This window comes from Sphingomonas insulae, assembly GCF_010450875.1.
In the GTDB taxonomy this organism is placed as follows: Bacteria; Pseudomonadota; Alphaproteobacteria; order Sphingomonadales; family Sphingomonadaceae; genus Sphingomonas; species Sphingomonas insulae.
In genome coordinates this window covers 219763-238305 of the sequence record NZ_CP048422.1, presented here as the reverse complement: position 1 = coordinate 238305, position 18543 = coordinate 219763, and the positions used below count along the sequence as shown (strand labels likewise).

Here is an 18543-nt window from a genome sequence, read left to right as displayed (position 1 = left end):
TTTTCTCCTCTCCCGCCGGGAGCGGGAAGAGACGGCGCAGCCGGCGACAGGGTGAGGGTGAGCGGGGAACGCCGGATCAGCGCGGCTTTGCGACCTCTACCGCATAGACATGGCCCGGCCCCCACATGTTCGACCGGAACACCAGCCACTTGCCGTCCGGCGTGAAGCTCGCATTCGGTTCCGACCGGTAATCGTGGTTGCGCAGGTCGACCAGTCGTTCGGCATCGAAGGCGCCGGGCGTGATGAGGTCGGCGCTGTTCGCGGCATGGATGCCGGCGACGTCGGGGATCGCGCGCGGGCGGAGCAACTGGATGTATTTGCCGTCGGGTGCATGGGCGGCCATTTCGGGGTCGCCGCCGTCGCTGGCGAACAGGCTGCCGTCGGGCGAGCTGTTGAAGTGCACGCCCCAGGCGTTGCGATCCAGGTGGTACCAGCGTCGCTTGCCGGTCGCGACCTCGTAACCCGCGACCCAGAAATCCTCGCCGCGCGGCGTCTGCAGGTCGTACCAGACGGTCTTGCCGTCCTTGCTCCACCATTCGTGGCCGGCGATCTCCATGTTCATCGTCCGGGTGTGGAGCAGCCGGGGCGTATCCGGCCGGTCGACGCGGACCAGCCACAGCCGGTCGACCACGTGCCAGTTGCCCTCGTGGCAATAGAGCAGGACATTGGGATCGGTCGGCGAGAATTGCAGGTGGTTGAGCCAGTCGGTCGATGCGGTGATCGTCTTTTTGGCCCCGGTGCGGATATCGATGGTGAAGATCTCCATCGGTATGCGCTGCATCAGGCGTCGGTTGATCTGCACCTCGCGCCCCTCGGCATAGGTCAGCTTCTCACCGTTCGGCCCGAGCTCCGCGGCGGGATCGCGGCTGGCCATCACGCTGCCCGGGTTCACCCCGGCGCCGGGGCCGTCGCCGGTGTTGCGCGCACCGGCGAACAGCGTTTCGTCGGCATTGATCGTCGCGATCGAGTACCCCGGCTGAAGGTCGGCGATCCGGCGGCTTTTCCCGGATGCGATGTCATAGCCCATGATCGCGCGCGGGCCGCGCTCCGCCTGTGGCTGACGCGGCTTGGCACCGGGGACGAAGGCGGCGTTGGCGTCGTGTCCCTGCGTCTGTTCCAGCGCGGTCAGGTAATAGACGGTGCCGGTACGATGGCCGACGAATTGCAGGCTGACCCGGCCGGGGACGATCAGTTTCGACCGCCAGGTCTTGAGATCCAGCGCCATGATCCCGGCAGGTGAGCTATACGCCATCCAACGCCCGTCGGGCGTATAGCTGTTGACGTTGAAATAGTTGCTGCTGCTGCCCGGCTGGTCGGAGATGCGGACGACACGGTGACCGGTCGTCTGGTCGATCCACGTCTTGGGCGGAACGGCTTGCGCGTCGGGTTTGGCCATGAGCACCGGCGGCTGCTGTGCACTGGCGGCCGTGGCCCACATGAGGGCGGCGGCGGCGATCCATGTCGTTGGCTTCACGGGCTTCCTCTCGATGCGACGGGCGACTCTGACAGGTCGCGTTCGCCGAGTAAGTTCCACATTATACCGGTATGGTCCACCATTTATCGCAAAGATGCGGTAGCAAGCTTGACATAGCTGCAAAATCGGCGGAATTTCACTTCGCAAGAAACGATACCATAATGTGGATTTTAGGAGGGGAGTCGATGACCGGCCTCACGAACACGCTGCTGATACGTAGCTCGATGCTGGCATTGTCGATGGCGGCTGCGCCCGTCGCGGTGGCGGCACAGACGACGCCTACCCCCGCGAGCCCCGCTCCCACCACGCCCGTCGCGGCGCAGCCGCAGGATGCCCCGGCGCAGGACGCGGCGGCGACCGCCGCCGCCGCCGGTGCGGGCGATCAGGGCGAGGATATCGTCGTCACCGGATTCCGCCGCAGCCTGGAATCGGCGATCAGCATCAAGAAGCAGTCGTCGGGCGTGGTCGATGCGATCAACGCCCAGGATATCGCCGACTTCCCCGACGCCAATCTCGCCGATTCGCTCCAGCGCATTCCCGGCATTTCGATCGAGCGCGACGGTGGCGAGGGGCGCAGCGTCACCGTCCGCGGCCTGGGCGGCGATTTCAGTCGGACCCGCTTCAACGGGCTGGAGGCGATTTCGGCGACCACCGGTTCGACGCTCGGCGCCGGCGTCAACCGCGGCCGCAGCTTCGACTTCAGCGTATTCGCATCGGAACTGTTCAACTCGATCGTCGTCCGCAAGACACAATCGGCTGAGGTCGACGAGGGGTCGCTCGGCGCGACGATCGATCTGCAGACCGGGCGCCCGTTCGACAACCCCGGTTTCCAGGCGGCGATTTCGGCGCAGGGCGCCTATTACGACATCAACGACAACGTCTCGCCGCGTCTGGTCGGCCTTATCAGCAAGACGTGGGACGACGACCGGTTCGGTCTGTTGCTGTCGGCGGCGTACAACAAGCGGACGGTGCAGGAAGACGCCTATTCCAACACCAGCCTTGCCGATTTCGCCGACGTCAACAACGGCTTCTGCCCGGTCGTGCCGGGATCGCAGACGACGCCGGTCAACCCGCTGGTCGGAACGACGCCGCGCGCGACCTTGTGCATTCCCGAAGCCGGCGCGGTTCCCGGATCGACCCCGGCGGCGTACAACACGGTCAACCAGCCCGGCGTGTTCGTCGCCAAGCTGCCCGGCTATGGCCGCTTCACCAACCGACAGGAGCGGCTGGGCCTGACCGGCACGTTCCAGGCGAAGCTGACCGACACCTCGGTCATCACCATCGATGGCGCCTATTCGCGGTTCAAGCAGGACAAGAACGATCTGGCGACCAACCCGATCAGCCTCAACCGCGCCAATGGTGCGGCGGCGGCGGGGCTGACCGCGGCGCAGCTCAGCGGTCGCCCCAATATGAAGATCCGCGACGCGCAGGTCGATGAGAACGGCTATCTCGTCTACGGCGTGTTCAACGACACCGATTTCTCGGTGACCAACAGCCACGACATCTCGACCACCACCTTCTACCAGGCCGACATCAAGATCGAGCAGAAGCTGGGCGATCGCGGCAACGTCGAGGTGCTGTACGGCCAGTCGGATTCGGTGTTCGACAATCCCTATTCGCGGCTGGTGACGTTCAGCCGTTTCGACAGCGACGGCTTCATCTACGACGCGCGCGGCGATCGGAAGCGGCCGGCGCTGATCTATGGCTTCGACGCCACCAATCCGGCGAACTGGCAGTATCAGAACGGCTACGACCAGATTCGCGAATTCACGTCCAAAGTGACGAACCGCCTGCGCAACCTGAAGGTCGATTTCAAATACGACCTGTCCGACGAATATACCGTCAAGGCCGGCATCGCGGCAAAGCGGTTCAACTTCATCTCGGCACGGCAGCAGCGCATCGCCTCGACCGCCGCGATCCCGGCGCTGTCCTCGGCAGGGCTGACGATCGCCGACGTCAGCCTGAAGCCGATCACGATCGACACGATCGGCCTGCCGTCCGGTGCGACCAACAGCTTCATCGTGCCCGACATCGACAAGATCATGAGCGCGTTCAACGTCGACTGCTATTGCGTCAACCAATATGGCGATTTCCGCATCGGCAGCATCGGCACGGGGTCGCAGGGCGACAACCGATCGGTGATCGAGCAGGACATCAGCCCCTACGTCCAGCTCGATTTCAAGCTGCCGTTCAGCAACGGCATGACGCTGCGCGGCGATGCCGGCGTGCGCTATGCCAAGACCTACCAGCAGTCGAACGGCTTCGTCGGGATCGGCACCGCCCTGCAGGTCAAGCGCGACTATGACGACTGGTTGCCCGCACTGAACCTGGCGCTCGATCTGACCGACCGGTTGACCGTGCGCGCCGCGACCGCGCGGGTGATGTCGCGGCCGTCGCTCGGCTTCCTGACGCCGGGCGGATCGATCGGCACCGCCAATCCGCCGTTCACCGCGACGGTCGGCAACCCGTATCTCAATCCCTATCGCGCGACGAATATCGATGCGACGGTGGAATGGTATTTCCAGCCCGGCGCCGTCCTGTCGCTCGCCTATTTCCACAAGACGGTGGACAGCTTCGTCCAGCAATTGTCGACGCAGACGACCTATGCCGCAGCCGGCCTGCCGCTCAGCCTGCTGACCCCGTCGCAGGACCCGAATACCCTCACCTCGATCACGTCCTACGCCAATACCACCGGCGGCAAGATCGACGGCGTCGAGGTGCAATACCAGCAGCCCTTCACCTTCCTGCCGGGCGTGCTCAGCAATTTCGGGACGCTGCTGAACTATACGCACATCAAATCGAACATCAGCTACATCCTGACCACCAACGCGAGCGGGCCGACGTTGCTGGCACCGCTGGTCAACGTGTCGCCCAACGCCGCCAACGCGACGCTCTATTATGAGGACAAGCGTTTCTCGGCGCGCGTGTCGCTCGCCTATCGCGACGAATATCTGCGGCAGGTGCCACTGCGGTCGGGGCTGGCCGACGTCACCGGTTCCTATTCGACCACCAACCTCGATGCATCGATGTCGTACAAGATCGGCGACCATCTGACGCTGACCGCCGATGCCATCAACCTGACCAATCAGCCGACCAGCTATTGGGACGGCGACAAGCTGCGCGACCAGCAGGTGTACAGCTCCACCGGCCGCCAGTTCTTCGTCGGCGCGCGCTACAAGTTCTGAACCGTCCCGTGTTGGCGGCGATGGCGGATGCGCCTATCGTCGCCGGCACATTCAGGAGGTCCAGATGAAGCTCAGTGCGCGCAACCAGATTCCCGGTACGGTCGTCGGCATCACGCCGGGGGCGGTGAACGGGACGATCAAGGTCGATATCGGCAACGGCATCATCGTCACGTCCAGCATCACCGAAGAGGCGATCGCCGATCTGGCGCTGGCCGAGGGCGACCGCGTCACCGTCGTCGTCAAGGCGAGCGACGTGCTGATCGGCAAATGACGTGAAGGTCGGCGCGCTCAAGCTGAAGCTGCAACTCGCCTGCGGCGATGCCTATGCGCTCGGCCCGGGCAAGGCCGACCTGCTCGATGCGATCGGACGGGACGGATCGATCTCGGCGGCGGGCCGCACGCTCGGTATGAGCTATCGCCGCGCGTGGCTGCTGGTCGATGAGATGAACCGCTGTTTCGCCGCGCCGCTGGTCGAGACGTTGCGTGGCGGCGGGCGGGAACGCGGTGCGCGATTGACGGCGGCGGGAACGGACATGCTCGCCGCCTATCGCGAGCTGGAGGCGGCGATGGCCGATGTCGCCGATCATCCCGCCTATCGCAGGCTTGCCGCCGCATTGCGCGATACGCCGGCCGATCCTTCGTAAAATCCTCGCGCCGCGGGCTGTTCGCCGATGGCTCTCTGTGTATACGCTCGGATATAGAGATTCGCCACGTGGGCGAAACAGGGGGTCGATCGATGCGTTTCGGAAGTAGCCTTGCGGCGGTGGCGGTGTGCCTGGCGATGACGCCTGCGATGGCTCAGGCACAGGCTGGGCAGGCAAGGGGCGCAGAGCCGGCCACCGCGGACGACGATGCGATCGACGACGTCATCGTCACCGCGCGGTTGCGCAGCGAGAATGCGCAATCGATCCCGACCTCGCTGTCGGTGGTGGGCGGCACGCTGCTCGACCGCAGCTATACGGTGAATACGCAGGGGCTGACGACGCTGATCCCCAGCCTGAACTACAGTTCGGCCAACCCCCGCAACACCGCCTTCACCATCCGTGGCCTCGGATCGAGCGTGGTCGCGGTCAGCCAGTCGAACGACGGGCTGGAGCCCGGTGTCGGCTTCTATGTCGACCAAGTCTATCACGCGCGGCCGGCGACCGCGGCGTTCGACTTCGCTGACGTCGAACGGGTCGAGGAACTGCGCGGTCCGCAGGGTACGCTGTTCGGCAAGAACACGACGGCGGGTGCGATCAGCATCACCACGCGCGCGCCAAGCTTTACGCGCGAAGGATTCGCCGAACTGTCCTATGGCGACCACGATTTCGTCCAGGCGCGCGGCTGGGCCTCGGGGCCGATCAGCGACAGCGTCGCCTATCGCGTATCCGGGGTTTCGACCCGGCGCGACGGCGTGCTCGACAACGTGCGCACCGGGCGCGCGGCGAACACGCTCGGCACGCAGGCGGTGCGGGGCCAGTTGCTGTTCAAGCCCGACGACGTCATCCAGATGCGGGTCAGCGCCGACTTCACCAATTTCCAGGCCTATTGCTGCACCCAGGTCTATTACGGCGTTTCGGCGAGCCGCCGTCCGGTGGCGCGGCAATATGCGGCGCTCGCGGCCGGGATCGGCTATCGCGTGCCGAGCACCAATCCCTACGACCGGCTGACGGATATCGACGGCCCGCTCGGCGCCGACACCAACGAGGGCGGGGTGAGCGCGATCACCGATGTGACGCTGCCGTTCGGCACGCTGACTTCGGTCACCGCCTGGCGGTTCTGGAACTGGGATGCGGAGAACGATCGCGATTATATCGGCGTGCCGATTCAGCTGTCCCAGCACATCCCGTCGCGGCAGGACCAGTATAGTCAGGAATTGCGGCTGGCATCGGACGGGGCGAAGCCGGTCAGCTATGTCGTCGGCCTGTACGGCTTTCGCCAGCGGATCACCGGACGGCCGATCAGCATCTATGGCCCTGCCGCTGCCTATTGGCTGATCGGTCCGACGGTCACGACGGGGACGGCGCCCAACCAGACGGTCACCGCCGTCCCCGGCAATCTGCTTGACGGTTATGGGCAGGACGGACGCACCGATTTCCGCACCGCCAGCTATGCCGCGTTCGGCGAGGTCAACTGGCGGATCGTGCCGACGCTGACGCTGACCGGCGGCCTGCGCTACACGCATGAGGACAAGGACGGCTCGTATGCGACGACGGTGTCGGGCGGGCTGGCGACGACCAACACCGCGCTGGTGAACGCCAAATTGTCGATCCTGCGCCCGCAGAGCTATACCGCGCACGACAGCGACGGCAGTCTGTCGGGCCGTGGCAACATCGCCTGGGCGATCACCGACGGCGTGCTCGGCTATGCCAGCTATGCGCGCGGCTTCAAATCGGGCGGCATCAACATGTCGGGGCTGCCGCTCGACAACCAGAACCGGCCGGTGCTGGCGACCGCGGTGGTGCGGCCGGAGCGCAACACGACCTATGAGGTCGGGCTGAAGACGCAAGTCTGGGATCGCCGCATCGTCTTCAACATCGACGGCTATTACACGCAGGTGCGCAATTTCCAGGCGACCCTGGTCGATTCCAGTCAGACCGTGGCATTGCGCGGCTATCTGTCGAACATACCCGAAGTGACGGTGAAGGGGATCGAGGCGGATGCTGCCGTCAACCCGCTGAGCGGTCTGTCGCTCCGTGCCGGCCTGGCCTATGCCGATGGCGAATACAGCGACTATCCGGCCGGGCCGTGTCCGCTGGAGGTGCAGACCGCGACGACCGCCGCCTGCAACCTCAGCGGCCGGCGGCTCGCATCGCTGCCGCGCTTCGCGGTCACCGGCGGGCTGGATTATACCCGGCCCGTCGGCGACGGCGCGGTCTTCGTTCATGTCGATACCGCGTCGCGGAGCGGCTTCAACGGCGATCCCAGCCTGTCGCGCGCGACCTACATCCGCGGCTATAATCTGACCAACGCCAACCTCGGCTACCGCTTCGCCGACGGTGTCGAGGTGGCGGTGTTCGCGCGCAACCTGCTCGATGCGGATTACATTCAGAACGTCACCGTGCAGGCGGGCAATTCCGGCCTGATCCTCGCAACCCCCAGCGATCCGCGGACGATCGGGCTGACGCTGCGCTTCCACAGCTGACGAGAAGACTCTTGAAGCAAGATAGATAGGCATCTATCTATCTTGCGATGACGATCGATCTTGCCTTGCTGCACCGCCGATTCGCGGCACAATTGGTGCCAATGGCGCGGGCGTATCGCCGCCACCTCGATCGCGGCATGGCCGGGCTGTCGCTTTCGCACACCTCGGCGCTGGCGGTGATGCTGATCGGGCGGGCGGACTGCGGCCTGCGGCAGGGGGGGCTGGCGGACCAGCTCGGCGTCGAGGCGCCATCGGTCGTGCCGCTGCTCGACCAGCTGGAGCGCGGCGGACTGGTGGAGCGCCGCGTGGATGCTGCCGACAAGCGCGTTCGCACCCTGCACCTGACCGATGCCGGCCGCGCCATCGCGGCGGAGGTCGAGGCGCGTACCGCCGAGATCCGCCGCGACCTGTTCGCCGGGATCGACCAGGCGGACATGATCGCCGCGACACGCGTGCTCGACCGCCTGCATGCCGCGCTGGCGTCCGGCGAAGCGCAGGACTGATCGCGGTGCCAAGGGTCGGCCTGCGCGAGACATTGTTCTCGGCCAATTGCTTCGTCGCGGCGATGCTGGCGCTGTTCGTGTCCTTCTCGCTCGGGCTCGACCGGCCGTTCTGGGCGATGGCGACCGTCTATATCACCAGCCAGCCACTCAGCGGCGCGGTGCGATCGAAGGCGGTGTACCGGATCGCCGGTACCACGGTCGGCGGGCTGGTGACGGTGATCCTGGTGCCGGCGCTGGTGAATGCACCGGTGCTGCTGAGCCTGGCGCTGGCGCTGTGGGTGGCGGGATGCCAGTTCGTGTCGCTGCTCGACCGCACGCCGCGCGCCTATCTGTTCATGCTGGCGGGCTATACGGCGGCGCTGATCGGTTTTCCCGCGGTGACGCATCCGGAGGCGATCTTCGACATCGCGGTGCTGCGCGTGCAGGAGATCGGCATCGGCGTGCTGTGCGCGTCGCTGATGCATTCGCTGGTGTTCCCGCGCAACGTCAGCGCCGTGTTCGGCGCGCGCGCCAAGGCGGTGCTGGCGGAGGCGGAGGGCTGGATCGCCGACGTCCTCGCCGCCGAACCTTCCGGGGCGACGGCACGCGAGCGGCGGCGGCTGGCGGCGGACGTCACCGACCTGCACGTCACCGCAACGCACATTCCCTTCGACACCGCGCGTATCCGGCCGACCCGCGCGATGCTGACCGGATTGCAGGACCGGCTGGTGCAGCTGATCCCCCTCGTTTCCGCGGTCGAGGACCGGATGCGGGTGCTGGCCGGCCGCGGGGCGGCAATGCCACCGGCGGCGACGGCGGCGATCCGCGCCTGGGTGCTCGACCCAATGCTGCCGCGTCCGGCCGCCGCGCTACCGACCGCCGCGGGCGATTGGGACGCGATGCTGCGCCTCAACCTCGCCACGCGCCTCAACGAACTCGTCACGGCGCTGGCCGAGACGCGCGCGCTGGTCGCCGCGATCGCCGATCCGGCCGCGCCGCGGCCCGCCGATATTGCCGTCGCTGTACGGCCGCTGCACCGCGATTATGGTATCGCCCTGCTATCGGCGACCGCCACGATGCTGGCCGTCCTGGGTTGCTGCCTGTTCTGGATCGTCACCGGCTGGCCGGAGGGCGCGATCGCCGCGATGATCGCCGCGGTCGTCTGCTGCTTCTTCGCGACGCTGGACGATCCGGTTCCGGCGCAGCGTGGTTTCCTGATATGGACGATCGCCTCGTTGCCGCTGGCTGCGGTGTATCTGTTCGCCGTGCTGCCGGCGGTGCACGGATTCGCCATGCTGGCGCTCGCCTTGGCGCCGCCGCTGCTCGCGCTGGGGACGCTGATGGCCATCCCCGCCTGGTACGGCCGGATGATGCCGATGCTGATCGGCTTTTCGAGCGGGCTGGCGCTCACCAATATCTATGCGGTCGATGCGGCGGGATTTTTCAACAGTAACATCGCGCAGGTGATCGGCGTCGCGGCGGCGATGATGACGACCCGGCTGATCCGCAGCATCGGTGCGGGCACCGCGATCCGCCGCTTGCGCCGTGCCGGCTGGCGCGACCTTGCCGCGCTCGTCGAGCGGCCGGCGCAGATCGCGACCTGGCGCAGCCGCATGGTCGATCGCATCGGCCTGCTCGCGGCGCGCATCGGCGAGGTCGAGGAGGAGGAGCGCGACGGCGCCGCTGCGGCCCTGCGCGAACTCCGGATGGGGTTGAGCCTCGCGCAACTTGCCGGCGACCCGCACCACCGGCCGCTGGTGCAGGCGCTGGGTGGCCATTTCCGCGACCTCACGCATGGCGACGAAGCATCGCCGCCGCCCGCCTTGCTCGACCACATCGATCAGGCGATCGCAAAGGCCGAACCCGGCGCGATCGCGAGCCTGGTCGGCTTGCGACGCAACGTCTTTCCCGCCGCGCCCGGATGGGGCGAACCGAGGCTCGTCGCATGACCGCCGACATCGATCTCAGCGGCGTGTTCGTCCACCCGCTGCTCATCGCCGCCGTCCTCGCCTTCGTCCTCGCCGAAGCGATCGGCTGGGCGTTGACCGCCACGCGACTGTACCGCTTCGTCTGGCATCGCGGCCTGTTCGACGTCGCGCTGACCGTCATCCTCTGGGCCGGACTCGCCGGTCTCATCACCGGCGGCAGCGTTGCCGCGGTTCTCGGCTAGAAAGCATATGACCCTCCATCCCCCCCTTCGCGTCGCGGGACGCGTCGTCGTCACGCTCGTCGTGGTCGCGCTGGCGCTGCTCGCCGGCCGCCGCCTGTGGGCGCATTACGAAACCGAACCCTGGACGCGCGACGGCCGCGTCCGCGCCGACATTGTCCAGGTCGCGCCCGACGTATCGGGTCTCGTCACCGACGTGCTGGTGCGCGATAACCAGCCGGTCGCGGTCGGCACGCCGCTGTTCCGCGTCGATCGTCCGCGCTACCGCCTGGCGGTTGCGCAGGCCGCCGCCGCGGTCGCCGAACAGGCGGCGCAGCTGGCACAGGCCCGGCGCGAGGCGCAGCGCAACCGCACGCTCGGCGATCTCGTCGCGGGCGAGGTACGCGAACAGGGCGACGCCAAGGTCGCGCAACTCGCCGCCGCGCTGGACCAGGCGCGCGTCGCGCTCGCCACCGCCCGACTCAACCTGTCGCGCACCGAGGTGCGGGCGAGCGTCGCCGGCACCGTCAGCAACCTCGATCTGCGACCCGGCGACTATGCCACCGCCGGTCATCCGGAATTCGCGATCATCGACCGCGGATCGCTGCACATCATCGGCTATTTCGAGGAAACCAAGCTGCCCCGTATCCGCATCGGCGATCCCGTCCGCGTCCGCCTGATGGGCGAGGCGCGCGACATCGTCGGGCACGTCCAGAGCATCGCCGGCGGTATCGAGGATCGCGACCGCAGCGCCGGGGCCAATTTGCTCGCCAACGTCAATCCGACCTTCAGCTGGGTGCGCCTGGCACAGCGCATCCCCGTCCGCGTCGCGATCGACCGGATGCCGGCGGGCGAAACGCTGGTCGTCGGCCGCACCGCGACGGTGGAGGTGATGCCGCGCACCGCCGGGGCGCCGGCATGACCGTCGCCCGCGTCCTGATGACACACATGCGCACCGGGGCGCTTTGCGCCGCGGGCCTGCTTTCCGCCTGTGCCACCGTCGGCCCGGACTATCATCGCCCCGCCGCCGCAGTGATCGAAAAGCCGTCCGCGACCGCGCCGTTCATCGGCGGTAACGAGGCCGCGTTCGCCGCGCTGGCGCCGCTTCCCGATCATTGGTGGCGGCTGTACCGGGATCCCGTGCTCGATCGCCTCGTCGCACAGGCATTGGCGGCCAACACCGACCTGCGCGTCGCGGCGGCGAACATCGCCCGCGCACAATCCGACGTCGCCATCGCCGAGGACGGTCGTCGCCCGCAGGCCACGGTGCAGGCGAGCCCCGGCTATGCCCAGCGCTCGGCGGAAGAGGAACTGTTGCCCGGCGCCGCTTTGCCCAGCAACTTCGTCTATGCCGCCAGCGCCGGCATTTCCTATCAGGTCGATCTCGTCGGACAGGTCAGGCGCGCGATCGAGGCGGCGGATGCCGACCTCGCGGCGACCCGTGCCGCCTATGACAGCGTGCGCGTCACCGTCGCCGCCGACACGACGCGCGCCTATCTCGACGCGTGTTCGGCGGGGCGGGAGATTGGCGTCGCCCAGCGCGCGCTCGACCTGCAAAGCCGCACCACGCAGCTGACCCGGCGCCTCGTCCGCGGCGGTCGCGGCATATCGCTGGATGCAACCCGATCGTCGGCACAGGAGGCGCAGGTGCGCGCGACGATGCCCGGCCTGCTCGCGGCGAAGCAGCTCGCGCTCTATCGCCTGGCGACGCTCGCCGGGCGCCCGCCGGCCGGATTCGACCGCGACGTCGCTGCCTGCACCCGCGAACCGCAACTGGCGCAGGCGATCCCGATCGGCGACGGGGCGGCGTTGTTGCGCCGTCGGCCCGACGTGCGCCGCGCGGAATGGGAATTGCGCGCCGCCACCGCACGCATCGGTGTCGCCACCGCCGATCTGTATCCCCATATTTCGCTGGGGGCCTCGGTCGGATCGGTAGGCCTGGCGGAGCGGGTTCTCGGGGGGATACCTACAAGTTTTCGTTGGGCCCGCTGATCAACTGGCAATTCCCGAATCGCACGCGTGTGCGCGCCCGGATCGCCGCCACCGAGGCCGGGCGGGACGCGGCCTTCGCACGGTTCGACGGCGTCGTCCTTGGCGCGTTGCGCGAGACGGAAAGCGCGCTGACCGTCTACGCCCGCGACCTCGACCGGATCGCGGCACTGCGCGAGGCGAGCGGCGCGGCGGGCAGGGCGGCGCGCGATGCCGAAACGCTGTTCCGCGCCGGGCGTACCGGCTTTCTGCCGGTGCTGGACGCGCAGCGTACCGCGATCACCGCCGAACAGACGCTGGCGGCGGCGCAGAGCCGGCTGGCGGCGGATCAGGTGCAGCTGTTCCTCGCGCTCGGCGGTGGATGGCAGACATAGTCCAATATGTGAGACCATGATATACATTGCGAAAGGCCGTCCAGCGTCGCATGATGTGCGAAACAGGACGGGAGAGAGAGCGATGGCGTGGTGGCACCGGGCAGGGACTATCGCAGCGATCAGGGCGGCGGCGATGGCAGCGCTGGCGATGGCCCCGCTGGCGATGGCCCCGCTGGCGATGGCCCCGCTGGCGATGGCCGCGCCGCTGGCCGCACGGCCGCTGGGCGCGCGTTCGTTCGATAGCGACTGGCGCTTCACGCGCGGCGACGTGGCGGGGGCGGAGGCCGCGGGCTTTGCCGATGCCGCCTGGACCAGCGTCGACCTGCCGCACGACTGGGCGATCGCCGGCCCCTTCGACGAACATGCCGCCGCGACCGGGTCGGGTGCGTTCCTGCCGAGCGGCGTGGCCTGGTACCGCAAGCATTTCACCCTGCCCGCCGATGCCGCCGGCAAACGTGTCTTCGTCGAATTCGACGGGGTGATGGAGCGATCGGGCGTGTGGATCAACGGCCACCACGTCGGCTATCGCCCCAGCGGCTACGCCAGTTTCCGGTACGAGGTCACGCCGCACCTGCACGCCGGCGAGAACGTCCTGGCGGTGCGCGCCGACACAGCATCGCAGCCGGCATCGCGCTGGTATGCCGGCGGCGGCATCTATCGCCACGTCCGGCTGGTCGTCACCGGCGACGTCCATGCCGACACCTGGGGTACGCAGGTCCGCGTGTCCGCCCTCGATGCGGCCATCGCCGACCTGTCGATCGGCAGCGCCGTCGTCAACCAGTCCGCCGCACCGGTCATGGCCCGGCTGGAGGCGGTGATCCGCACCCCGGACGGCCGCGAACTGACGGCCTTCACCAGTGACACGACGACGCTGCCCGCGGGCCGCACGACGGCGCTGGCGGTGACGGGCCGGCTTGCCAACCCCCGCCGCTGGGACATCGGCGATCCCGCGCTCTACAGCGCGCTCGTCCGCGTTCGCGCCGCGGACGGCAACGTGCTGTACGAAGAGCGCGTGCCGTTCGGCGTGCGCGATGCGCGGTTCGTGCCCGCGACCGGATTCTGGCTCAACGGCCGCAACGTCAAGCTGAAGGGGGTCGCGATCCACGCCGATGGCGGGCCGTTCGGCATGGCGGTGCCGCTGGCGGTCTACGAACGGCGGCTGCGCGGCCTGCAACGGCTGGGCGTCAACGCGATCCGGACCGCGCATCATCCCTTCTCGCCCGAATTCCTCGACCTGTGCGACCGGCTCGGGCTGATCGTCATGGACGAGGCGTTCGACATGTGGACGGTGGCGAAGAACCCGCAGGACTATCACCTGTTCTTCACCGACTGGTCGTCGATCGACGCGCGCGATTTCGTGCGGCGCGATCGCAATCATCCCAGTGTCGTAATCTGGTCGATCGGCAACGAGATCCACGACACGCCCTATCCCCTGGTCGCGCAGTCGATCATCGAACGGTTGAAGGCGGTCTTCCATGCCGAGGACCCGACCCGCCCGGTGACGATGGCGTTGTTCCGGCCCAACACGACGCATGATTACGAGAACGGCACCGCTGACCTGCTCGACGTGGTCGGGCAGAATTATCGCGAGACCGAACTGGCCAAGGCGCATGCCGACAAGCCGTCGCGCGCGATCATCGGGACGGAGAACAGCAAGAACCGGGGGAGCTGGATCGTGGTGCGCGACGATCCGGCCTATGCGGGCATGTTCCTGTGGACGGGCGCCGACTATCTGGGCGAGGCGGACCGGATCGGCTGGCCCGCGATCAGCAATCCGTCCGGGCTGGTCGACCGGGTCGACGGCGTCAAGCCGATCGGCTGGGAACGGGCAAGCTGGTGGTCGCAGGCGCCGGTGGTGAAGATCGCGCGGCGGGTGACCCCGGTGATCGACGTCAGCGAGATGCCGACGATGGTCGGCATCGCCGTGCCGCAGCCCAAGGGGCCGGGGGCGCTCGCCGACTGGTCGCCGACGGATCGCGGCCGGCATGACGAGACGGTCGAGGTCTATGCCAATGCCGATACGGTCGAATTGCTGCTGAACGGCCGATCGCTGGGCCGCAAGCCGCGCCATGCCGACGACAGTGCGATCACCTGGACGGTGCCGTTCGTCGCGGGCGAATTGCGGGCAGTGGGCTACCGCGCCGGCCGCAAGGTGGCCGAGGACGTCCTGCGCACGGCCGGGCCGGCACGTGCGATACGGCTGGTGCCTGAGGCGACGCGCGTCGGTTCCGGGTTCGACGATGTCGTCGCGGTCGAGGTGCAGGTGGTGGATGCGCGCGGGGTGGTGGTGCCGGATGCGACGACGCCGATCGCGCTGAGCATCCAGGGGCCGGGTGCACTCGCCGCGTTCGACAACGGCAGCATCACGGATCACACGCCGTTCACCGCCAGCGTCCGGCAGGTCGCGGGCGGTCGCGCCGTCGCCTTCGTCCGCGGCAAGGGGACTGGCCGGTTCACGCTGACGGCCCATGCCGACGGGCTGGCGGATGCGACGATCGCCGCTATCGCACGGCCCTAGGATGTGGCCGATACGACACAATCGCGAAAAATGACGCGTCGGAGTATGTTGATGGCACGCACTTCCCAACATGTGGATTGTCAGGGCAGATAATGGCTTGACCTGACACCGTTGCCGAATAGCGTGTCCCCCAAGCCGAGAAGCCGGACGTCATCCGGCCATGGCAACAGGAGAGGGGACGCAGCATGCTCAATGGTCACTTGCCCAGGATCCGCGCGACGGCATCCATCGCGGCGTTGATCGCCGGTCTGGCCGCGGCGCCGGCCATCGCACAGGCGGGTGGGACCGCGGGTTCGAACCCCAGCCCCGCGCCGCTGCCGCAGCAGCGACAGACGCCGTCCGCCGATTCGACCGCGCTGGAAACCCCCGCCGCGACCACCGCCGCCGACCAGACACCGGCCGTGCAGGGCGATGGCGACGAGATCGTCGTCACCGGCTTTCGCGCCTCGCTCAACAGCGCGCTCAACCAGAAGCGGCTGGAAACCGCGGCGGTCGACAGCATCGTCGCCGAAGACATCGGCAAATTCCCCGATTCCAACCTCGCCGAATCGATGCAGCGCGTGCCGGGTGTGTCGCTGGCACGCGGCGACGGCGGCGAAGGGCGCAACATCTCGGTCCGCGGCCTCGGCGCCGCCTTCACCCGTGTCCGCATCAACGGCATGGAAGGCACGGCGCAGACCGGTTCTTCCGACATCTATGGCGCGCAGAACGCCGGCCGCAGCTTCGACTTCAACGTCTTTCCATCGGAAATCTTCTCGGCCCTGACCGTACGCAAGACGCCGTCCGCCGATCTGGAAGAGGGATCGCTGGGTGCGACGGTCGATCTGCGCGCACCTAAGCCGCTCGACTACAAGCAGGATTTCGTCGTCGCCGCCACGCTGCGCGGCATCTACGGCGAATTGTCGAAAAAGGTGAACCCGCGCGCATCGCTGCTGGTGTCCAAGCAGTTCGGCGATGGCAAGTTCGGCATCCTGGCGTCCGGATCGTACCAGAAGCGCGAAACGCGCGAGGTCGGCTATTCCGCGGTGGACATCCTGTCGGCCAATACCAACGGCCTGACCACCAACGGCGTCAACGCGCCCTTCTGTACGCCGGTCGGCTATGCGCCGATCAGCCCGCCGCTGGGTACCAAGGGCGCGACCGCGACATTGTGCAGCACCGGCAATCCGCGGACCAGCACCGCGGCGGCGTATAATACGGTGATCGGCCTGCGCCGGCCCGACCTGCCCAACGTCCAGGGCAGCGGCGCCTTCCTGCCGCGTCTGCCGCGCTACGTGAATTCCGAACAGACGCAGGAGCGGATCGGCGGATCGGCCACGCTGCAATGGCGGCCCGACGATGCGACGAACATGTGGATCGATGGTCTCTATTCGCGCCTCGATGTCACCCGCCGCGACAATTACATCGCCGCCCTGTCCTTCGGCCGCAGCGTCACCAACAACGGCCAGCCGATGACGTCGGTGCGCGACATCGCGTTCGATTCGTTGGGATCGTTGACCAACGGCACCTTCGATGGCGTCGACGTGCGGTCGGAAGGTCTGGTCGATCACTATGTGTCCAGCTTCGGTCAGGTGAACTGGAACCTGGAGCATGACCTCAGCGACACCCTCCGGGTGACCTTGATGGCGGGCGTCAACAAGTCGATCCTGGACGGCAAGAAGCGCCTGCAGACCTTCATCGACGCGATCGACACCGACAATTTCACGATCGATTTCCGCAATGGCGGCAACACGCCGACGCTGGGCTTCGGCTTCGACGTCGCCGATCCGGCAAACTTCGCCTACGCGCCCGCGCTGTCGGACGGCACCGTATTGGGCGGCTTCAGTTTCCAGGCGCGCCCGCTGAAGCAGACCACCGTCAACCAGACCTACGAAGCCAATTTCGACTGGAAGGCGGCACCCGGCTTCACGGTCCGTGCCGGCGGCCAGTATCGCGAATCCGATTTCCACTCGGACGGCAAGCTGCCCTATCTGTCGCAGACGGTGGTCACCGCGCTGCCGGCCGGTACGACGCTGGCCAGCATCACCCGCCAGATCACCGGCGTGGACAAATTGTTCGGCACCGGCGCGCCCGCCAGCTGGGTCGCGATCGACAGCGAGGCGTGGGAAAAGACGTTCAACTTCGCCGGCGTGCGATATTGCGGTTCGGAATGCGGCGCCGCGGTGTCGCAGATCCGCGAACAGGTGACGAGTGCGTACGCCATGGCGCAGTTCGACACCCAGTCGGCGCTGCCGATTCCGGTGCGCGGCGACTTCGGCGTCCGCTACGTGCGCACCAACCAGCATTCGGTCGGCTTCATCCCGGTCGCCGATGCGACCACGCCGACCGGCCTGCGCGGCCAGCGTGCGGTGGTCGACCGCAGCTACAACGACTGGCTGCCGTCCGCCAACGTGGTGTTCGAATTGCAGCCAGAACTGCTGCTGCGCCTGTCGGGGGCAAAGGTGATGTCGCGCCCCGACCTGCCGTCGCTGGCGCCGAACAGCGGCGTCACCGCGACGACTCGGACCGGCACGCTCAACAATCCGCTGCTCGACCCGATCCGCGCCAATACCGCCGACCTTGGCCTCGAATGGTATTTCAAGCCCGGATCGCTGCTGTCGATCGCCGGTTACTACAAGGATATCGGCACCTACGTGCAGCGCATATCGAGCCAGATCCCGTTCAACCAGCTCGGCCTGCCGAGTGCTTTGCTCGCCAATACCAGCACCGATCCCAGCGAGATCTTCACCGTCAGCCAGCCGCTCAACACGCCGGGGGGCAAGTTGAAGGGGTTCGAGGTCAATGCCCAGGTCCAGCTCGACTTCCTGCCCAGCTTCCTCAGCAATCTCGGCGTCCTGGCGAACTACAACCGGGTGACGTCGAAGATCACCTACATCCTCGCCTCGGTGAACGGCGTACCGACCGTCACGACCACCGCCGACCTCGTCGGCCTGTCGAAGAATTCGGCGAGCGGCACGATCTATTACGAAGACAAGCGCTTCAGCATCCGCGGCACGGCAAGCTATCGCGACCGGTACATCCGCGGCATTCCGGCATCGCCGGGCAGCGACTTGCAGGGCAACCGCCCGAACACGTTCGTCGACGCCTCCGCCTCGTTCAACATCACCGACCAGTTCAAGCTGATCGCCGAGGTGCAGAACATCACCGACGAGCGCAACTCGCTGTACATCGACAGCAAGCGGCAGGACACGCTGTTCGAAACGCGCATCGGGCGCACGTTCACCATCGGCGCGACGGCGCGGTTCTGA

General features: G+C 67.3%; 13 protein-coding genes. 12 read left to right on the top strand and 1 reads right to left on the bottom strand.

The window, feature by feature from the left end:
- Positions 1-76: 76 nt before the first annotated feature.
- Positions 77-1474 carry an oligogalacturonate lyase family protein gene (locus GTH33_RS02735; protein ID WP_249054981.1) on the bottom strand — a complete coding sequence of 466 codons (1398 nt, stop codon included), beginning with the start codon at positions 1472-1474 and terminating at the stop codon, positions 77-79.
- 185 nt (positions 1475-1659) lie between these two features.
- On the opposite strand from GTH33_RS02735, the gene GTH33_RS02730 reads away from it, so the two are divergent.
- From GTH33_RS02730 to GTH33_RS02680, 12 genes are all read left to right on the top strand, one after another.
- On the top strand, positions 1660-4659 hold the full coding sequence (locus tag GTH33_RS02730) for a TonB-dependent receptor (RefSeq protein WP_163956991.1): 3000 nt from the start codon (positions 1660-1662) through the stop codon (positions 4657-4659).
- Between the two features lie 64 nt (positions 4660-4723).
- Entirely contained in the window at positions 4724-4930 is a 207-nt protein-coding gene (locus tag GTH33_RS02725; protein ID WP_163956990.1) for a TOBE domain-containing protein, read from the top strand.
- Between the two features lies 1 nt (position 4931).
- Entirely contained in the window at positions 4932-5303 is a 372-nt protein-coding gene (locus GTH33_RS02720; RefSeq protein ID WP_163956989.1) for a winged helix-turn-helix domain-containing protein, read from the top strand.
- Positions 5304-5395: 92 nt separating this feature from the next.
- Complete coding sequence (locus tag GTH33_RS02715; RefSeq protein WP_163956988.1) at positions 5396-7786, top strand: TonB-dependent receptor; 2391 nt, start codon at positions 5396-5398, stop codon at positions 7784-7786.
- 47 nt (positions 7787-7833) lie between these two features.
- On the top strand, positions 7834-8289 hold the full coding sequence (locus GTH33_RS02710; RefSeq protein ID WP_163956987.1) for a MarR family winged helix-turn-helix transcriptional regulator: 456 nt from the start codon (positions 7834-7836) through the stop codon (positions 8287-8289).
- A gap of 5 nt (positions 8290-8294) precedes the next feature.
- A complete protein-coding gene (locus tag GTH33_RS02705) occupies positions 8295-10217 on the top strand; it encodes an FUSC family protein (protein WP_163956986.1) in 1923 nt (640 codons plus the stop codon).
- A complete protein-coding gene (locus GTH33_RS02700; protein WP_163956985.1) occupies positions 10214-10438 on the top strand; it encodes a DUF1656 domain-containing protein in 225 nt (74 codons plus the stop codon). The genes GTH33_RS02705 and GTH33_RS02700 overlap by 4 nt, the downstream gene beginning before the upstream one ends.
- Positions 10439-10445: 7 nt before the next feature.
- Entirely contained in the window at positions 10446-11336 is an 891-nt protein-coding gene (locus GTH33_RS02695; protein WP_163956984.1) for an efflux RND transporter periplasmic adaptor subunit, read from the top strand.
- Positions 11333-12406 (top strand): efflux transporter outer membrane subunit, encoded by a 1074-nt coding sequence (locus GTH33_RS02690; protein ID WP_338054396.1) that lies wholly within the window; start codon positions 11333-11335, stop codon positions 12404-12406. The genes GTH33_RS02695 and GTH33_RS02690 overlap by 4 nt, the downstream gene beginning before the upstream one ends.
- Positions 12394-12777 (top strand): TolC family protein, encoded by a 384-nt coding sequence (locus GTH33_RS18345; protein ID WP_478050868.1) that lies wholly within the window; start codon positions 12394-12396, stop codon positions 12775-12777. Before GTH33_RS02690 ends, GTH33_RS18345 begins: the two co-directional genes overlap by 13 nt.
- Positions 12778-12859: 82 nt before the next feature.
- Positions 12860-15295 (top strand): glycoside hydrolase family 2 TIM barrel-domain containing protein, encoded by a 2436-nt coding sequence (locus tag GTH33_RS02685; protein WP_243848173.1) that lies wholly within the window; start codon positions 12860-12862, stop codon positions 15293-15295.
- Positions 15296-15480: 185 nt separating this feature from the next.
- Complete coding sequence (locus tag GTH33_RS02680; RefSeq protein ID WP_163956983.1) at positions 15481-18543, top strand: TonB-dependent receptor; 3063 nt, start codon at positions 15481-15483, stop codon at positions 18541-18543.

Excerpts from the sequence above, each read along its gene's own strand:
- GTH33_RS02710 (WP_163956987.1), top strand. The coding sequence starts at position 7,834 with ATGACGATCGATCTTGCCTTGCTGCACCGCCGATTCGCGGCACAATTG.
- GTH33_RS02700 (WP_163956985.1), top strand. The coding sequence starts at position 10,214 with ATGACCGCCGACATCGATCTCAGCGGCGTGTTCGTCCACCCGCTGCTC.
- GTH33_RS02690 (WP_338054396.1), top strand. The coding sequence starts at position 11,333 with ATGACCGTCGCCCGCGTCCTGATGACACACATGCGCACCGGGGCGCTT.
- GTH33_RS02730 (WP_163956991.1), top strand. The coding sequence starts at position 1,660 with ATGACCGGCCTCACGAACACGCTGCTGATACGTAGCTCGATGCTGGCA.
- GTH33_RS02680 (WP_163956983.1), top strand. The coding sequence starts at position 15,481 with ATGCTCAATGGTCACTTGCCCAGGATCCGCGCGACGGCATCCATCGCG.
- GTH33_RS02685 (WP_243848173.1), top strand. The coding sequence starts at position 12,860 with ATGGCGTGGTGGCACCGGGCAGGGACTATCGCAGCGATCAGGGCGGCG.
- GTH33_RS02725 (WP_163956990.1), top strand. The coding sequence starts at position 4,724 with ATGAAGCTCAGTGCGCGCAACCAGATTCCCGGTACGGTCGTCGGCATC.
- GTH33_RS02695 (WP_163956984.1), top strand. The coding sequence starts at position 10,446 with ATGACCCTCCATCCCCCCCTTCGCGTCGCGGGACGCGTCGTCGTCACG.
- GTH33_RS02715 (WP_163956988.1), top strand. The coding sequence starts at position 5,396 with ATGCGTTTCGGAAGTAGCCTTGCGGCGGTGGCGGTGTGCCTGGCGATG.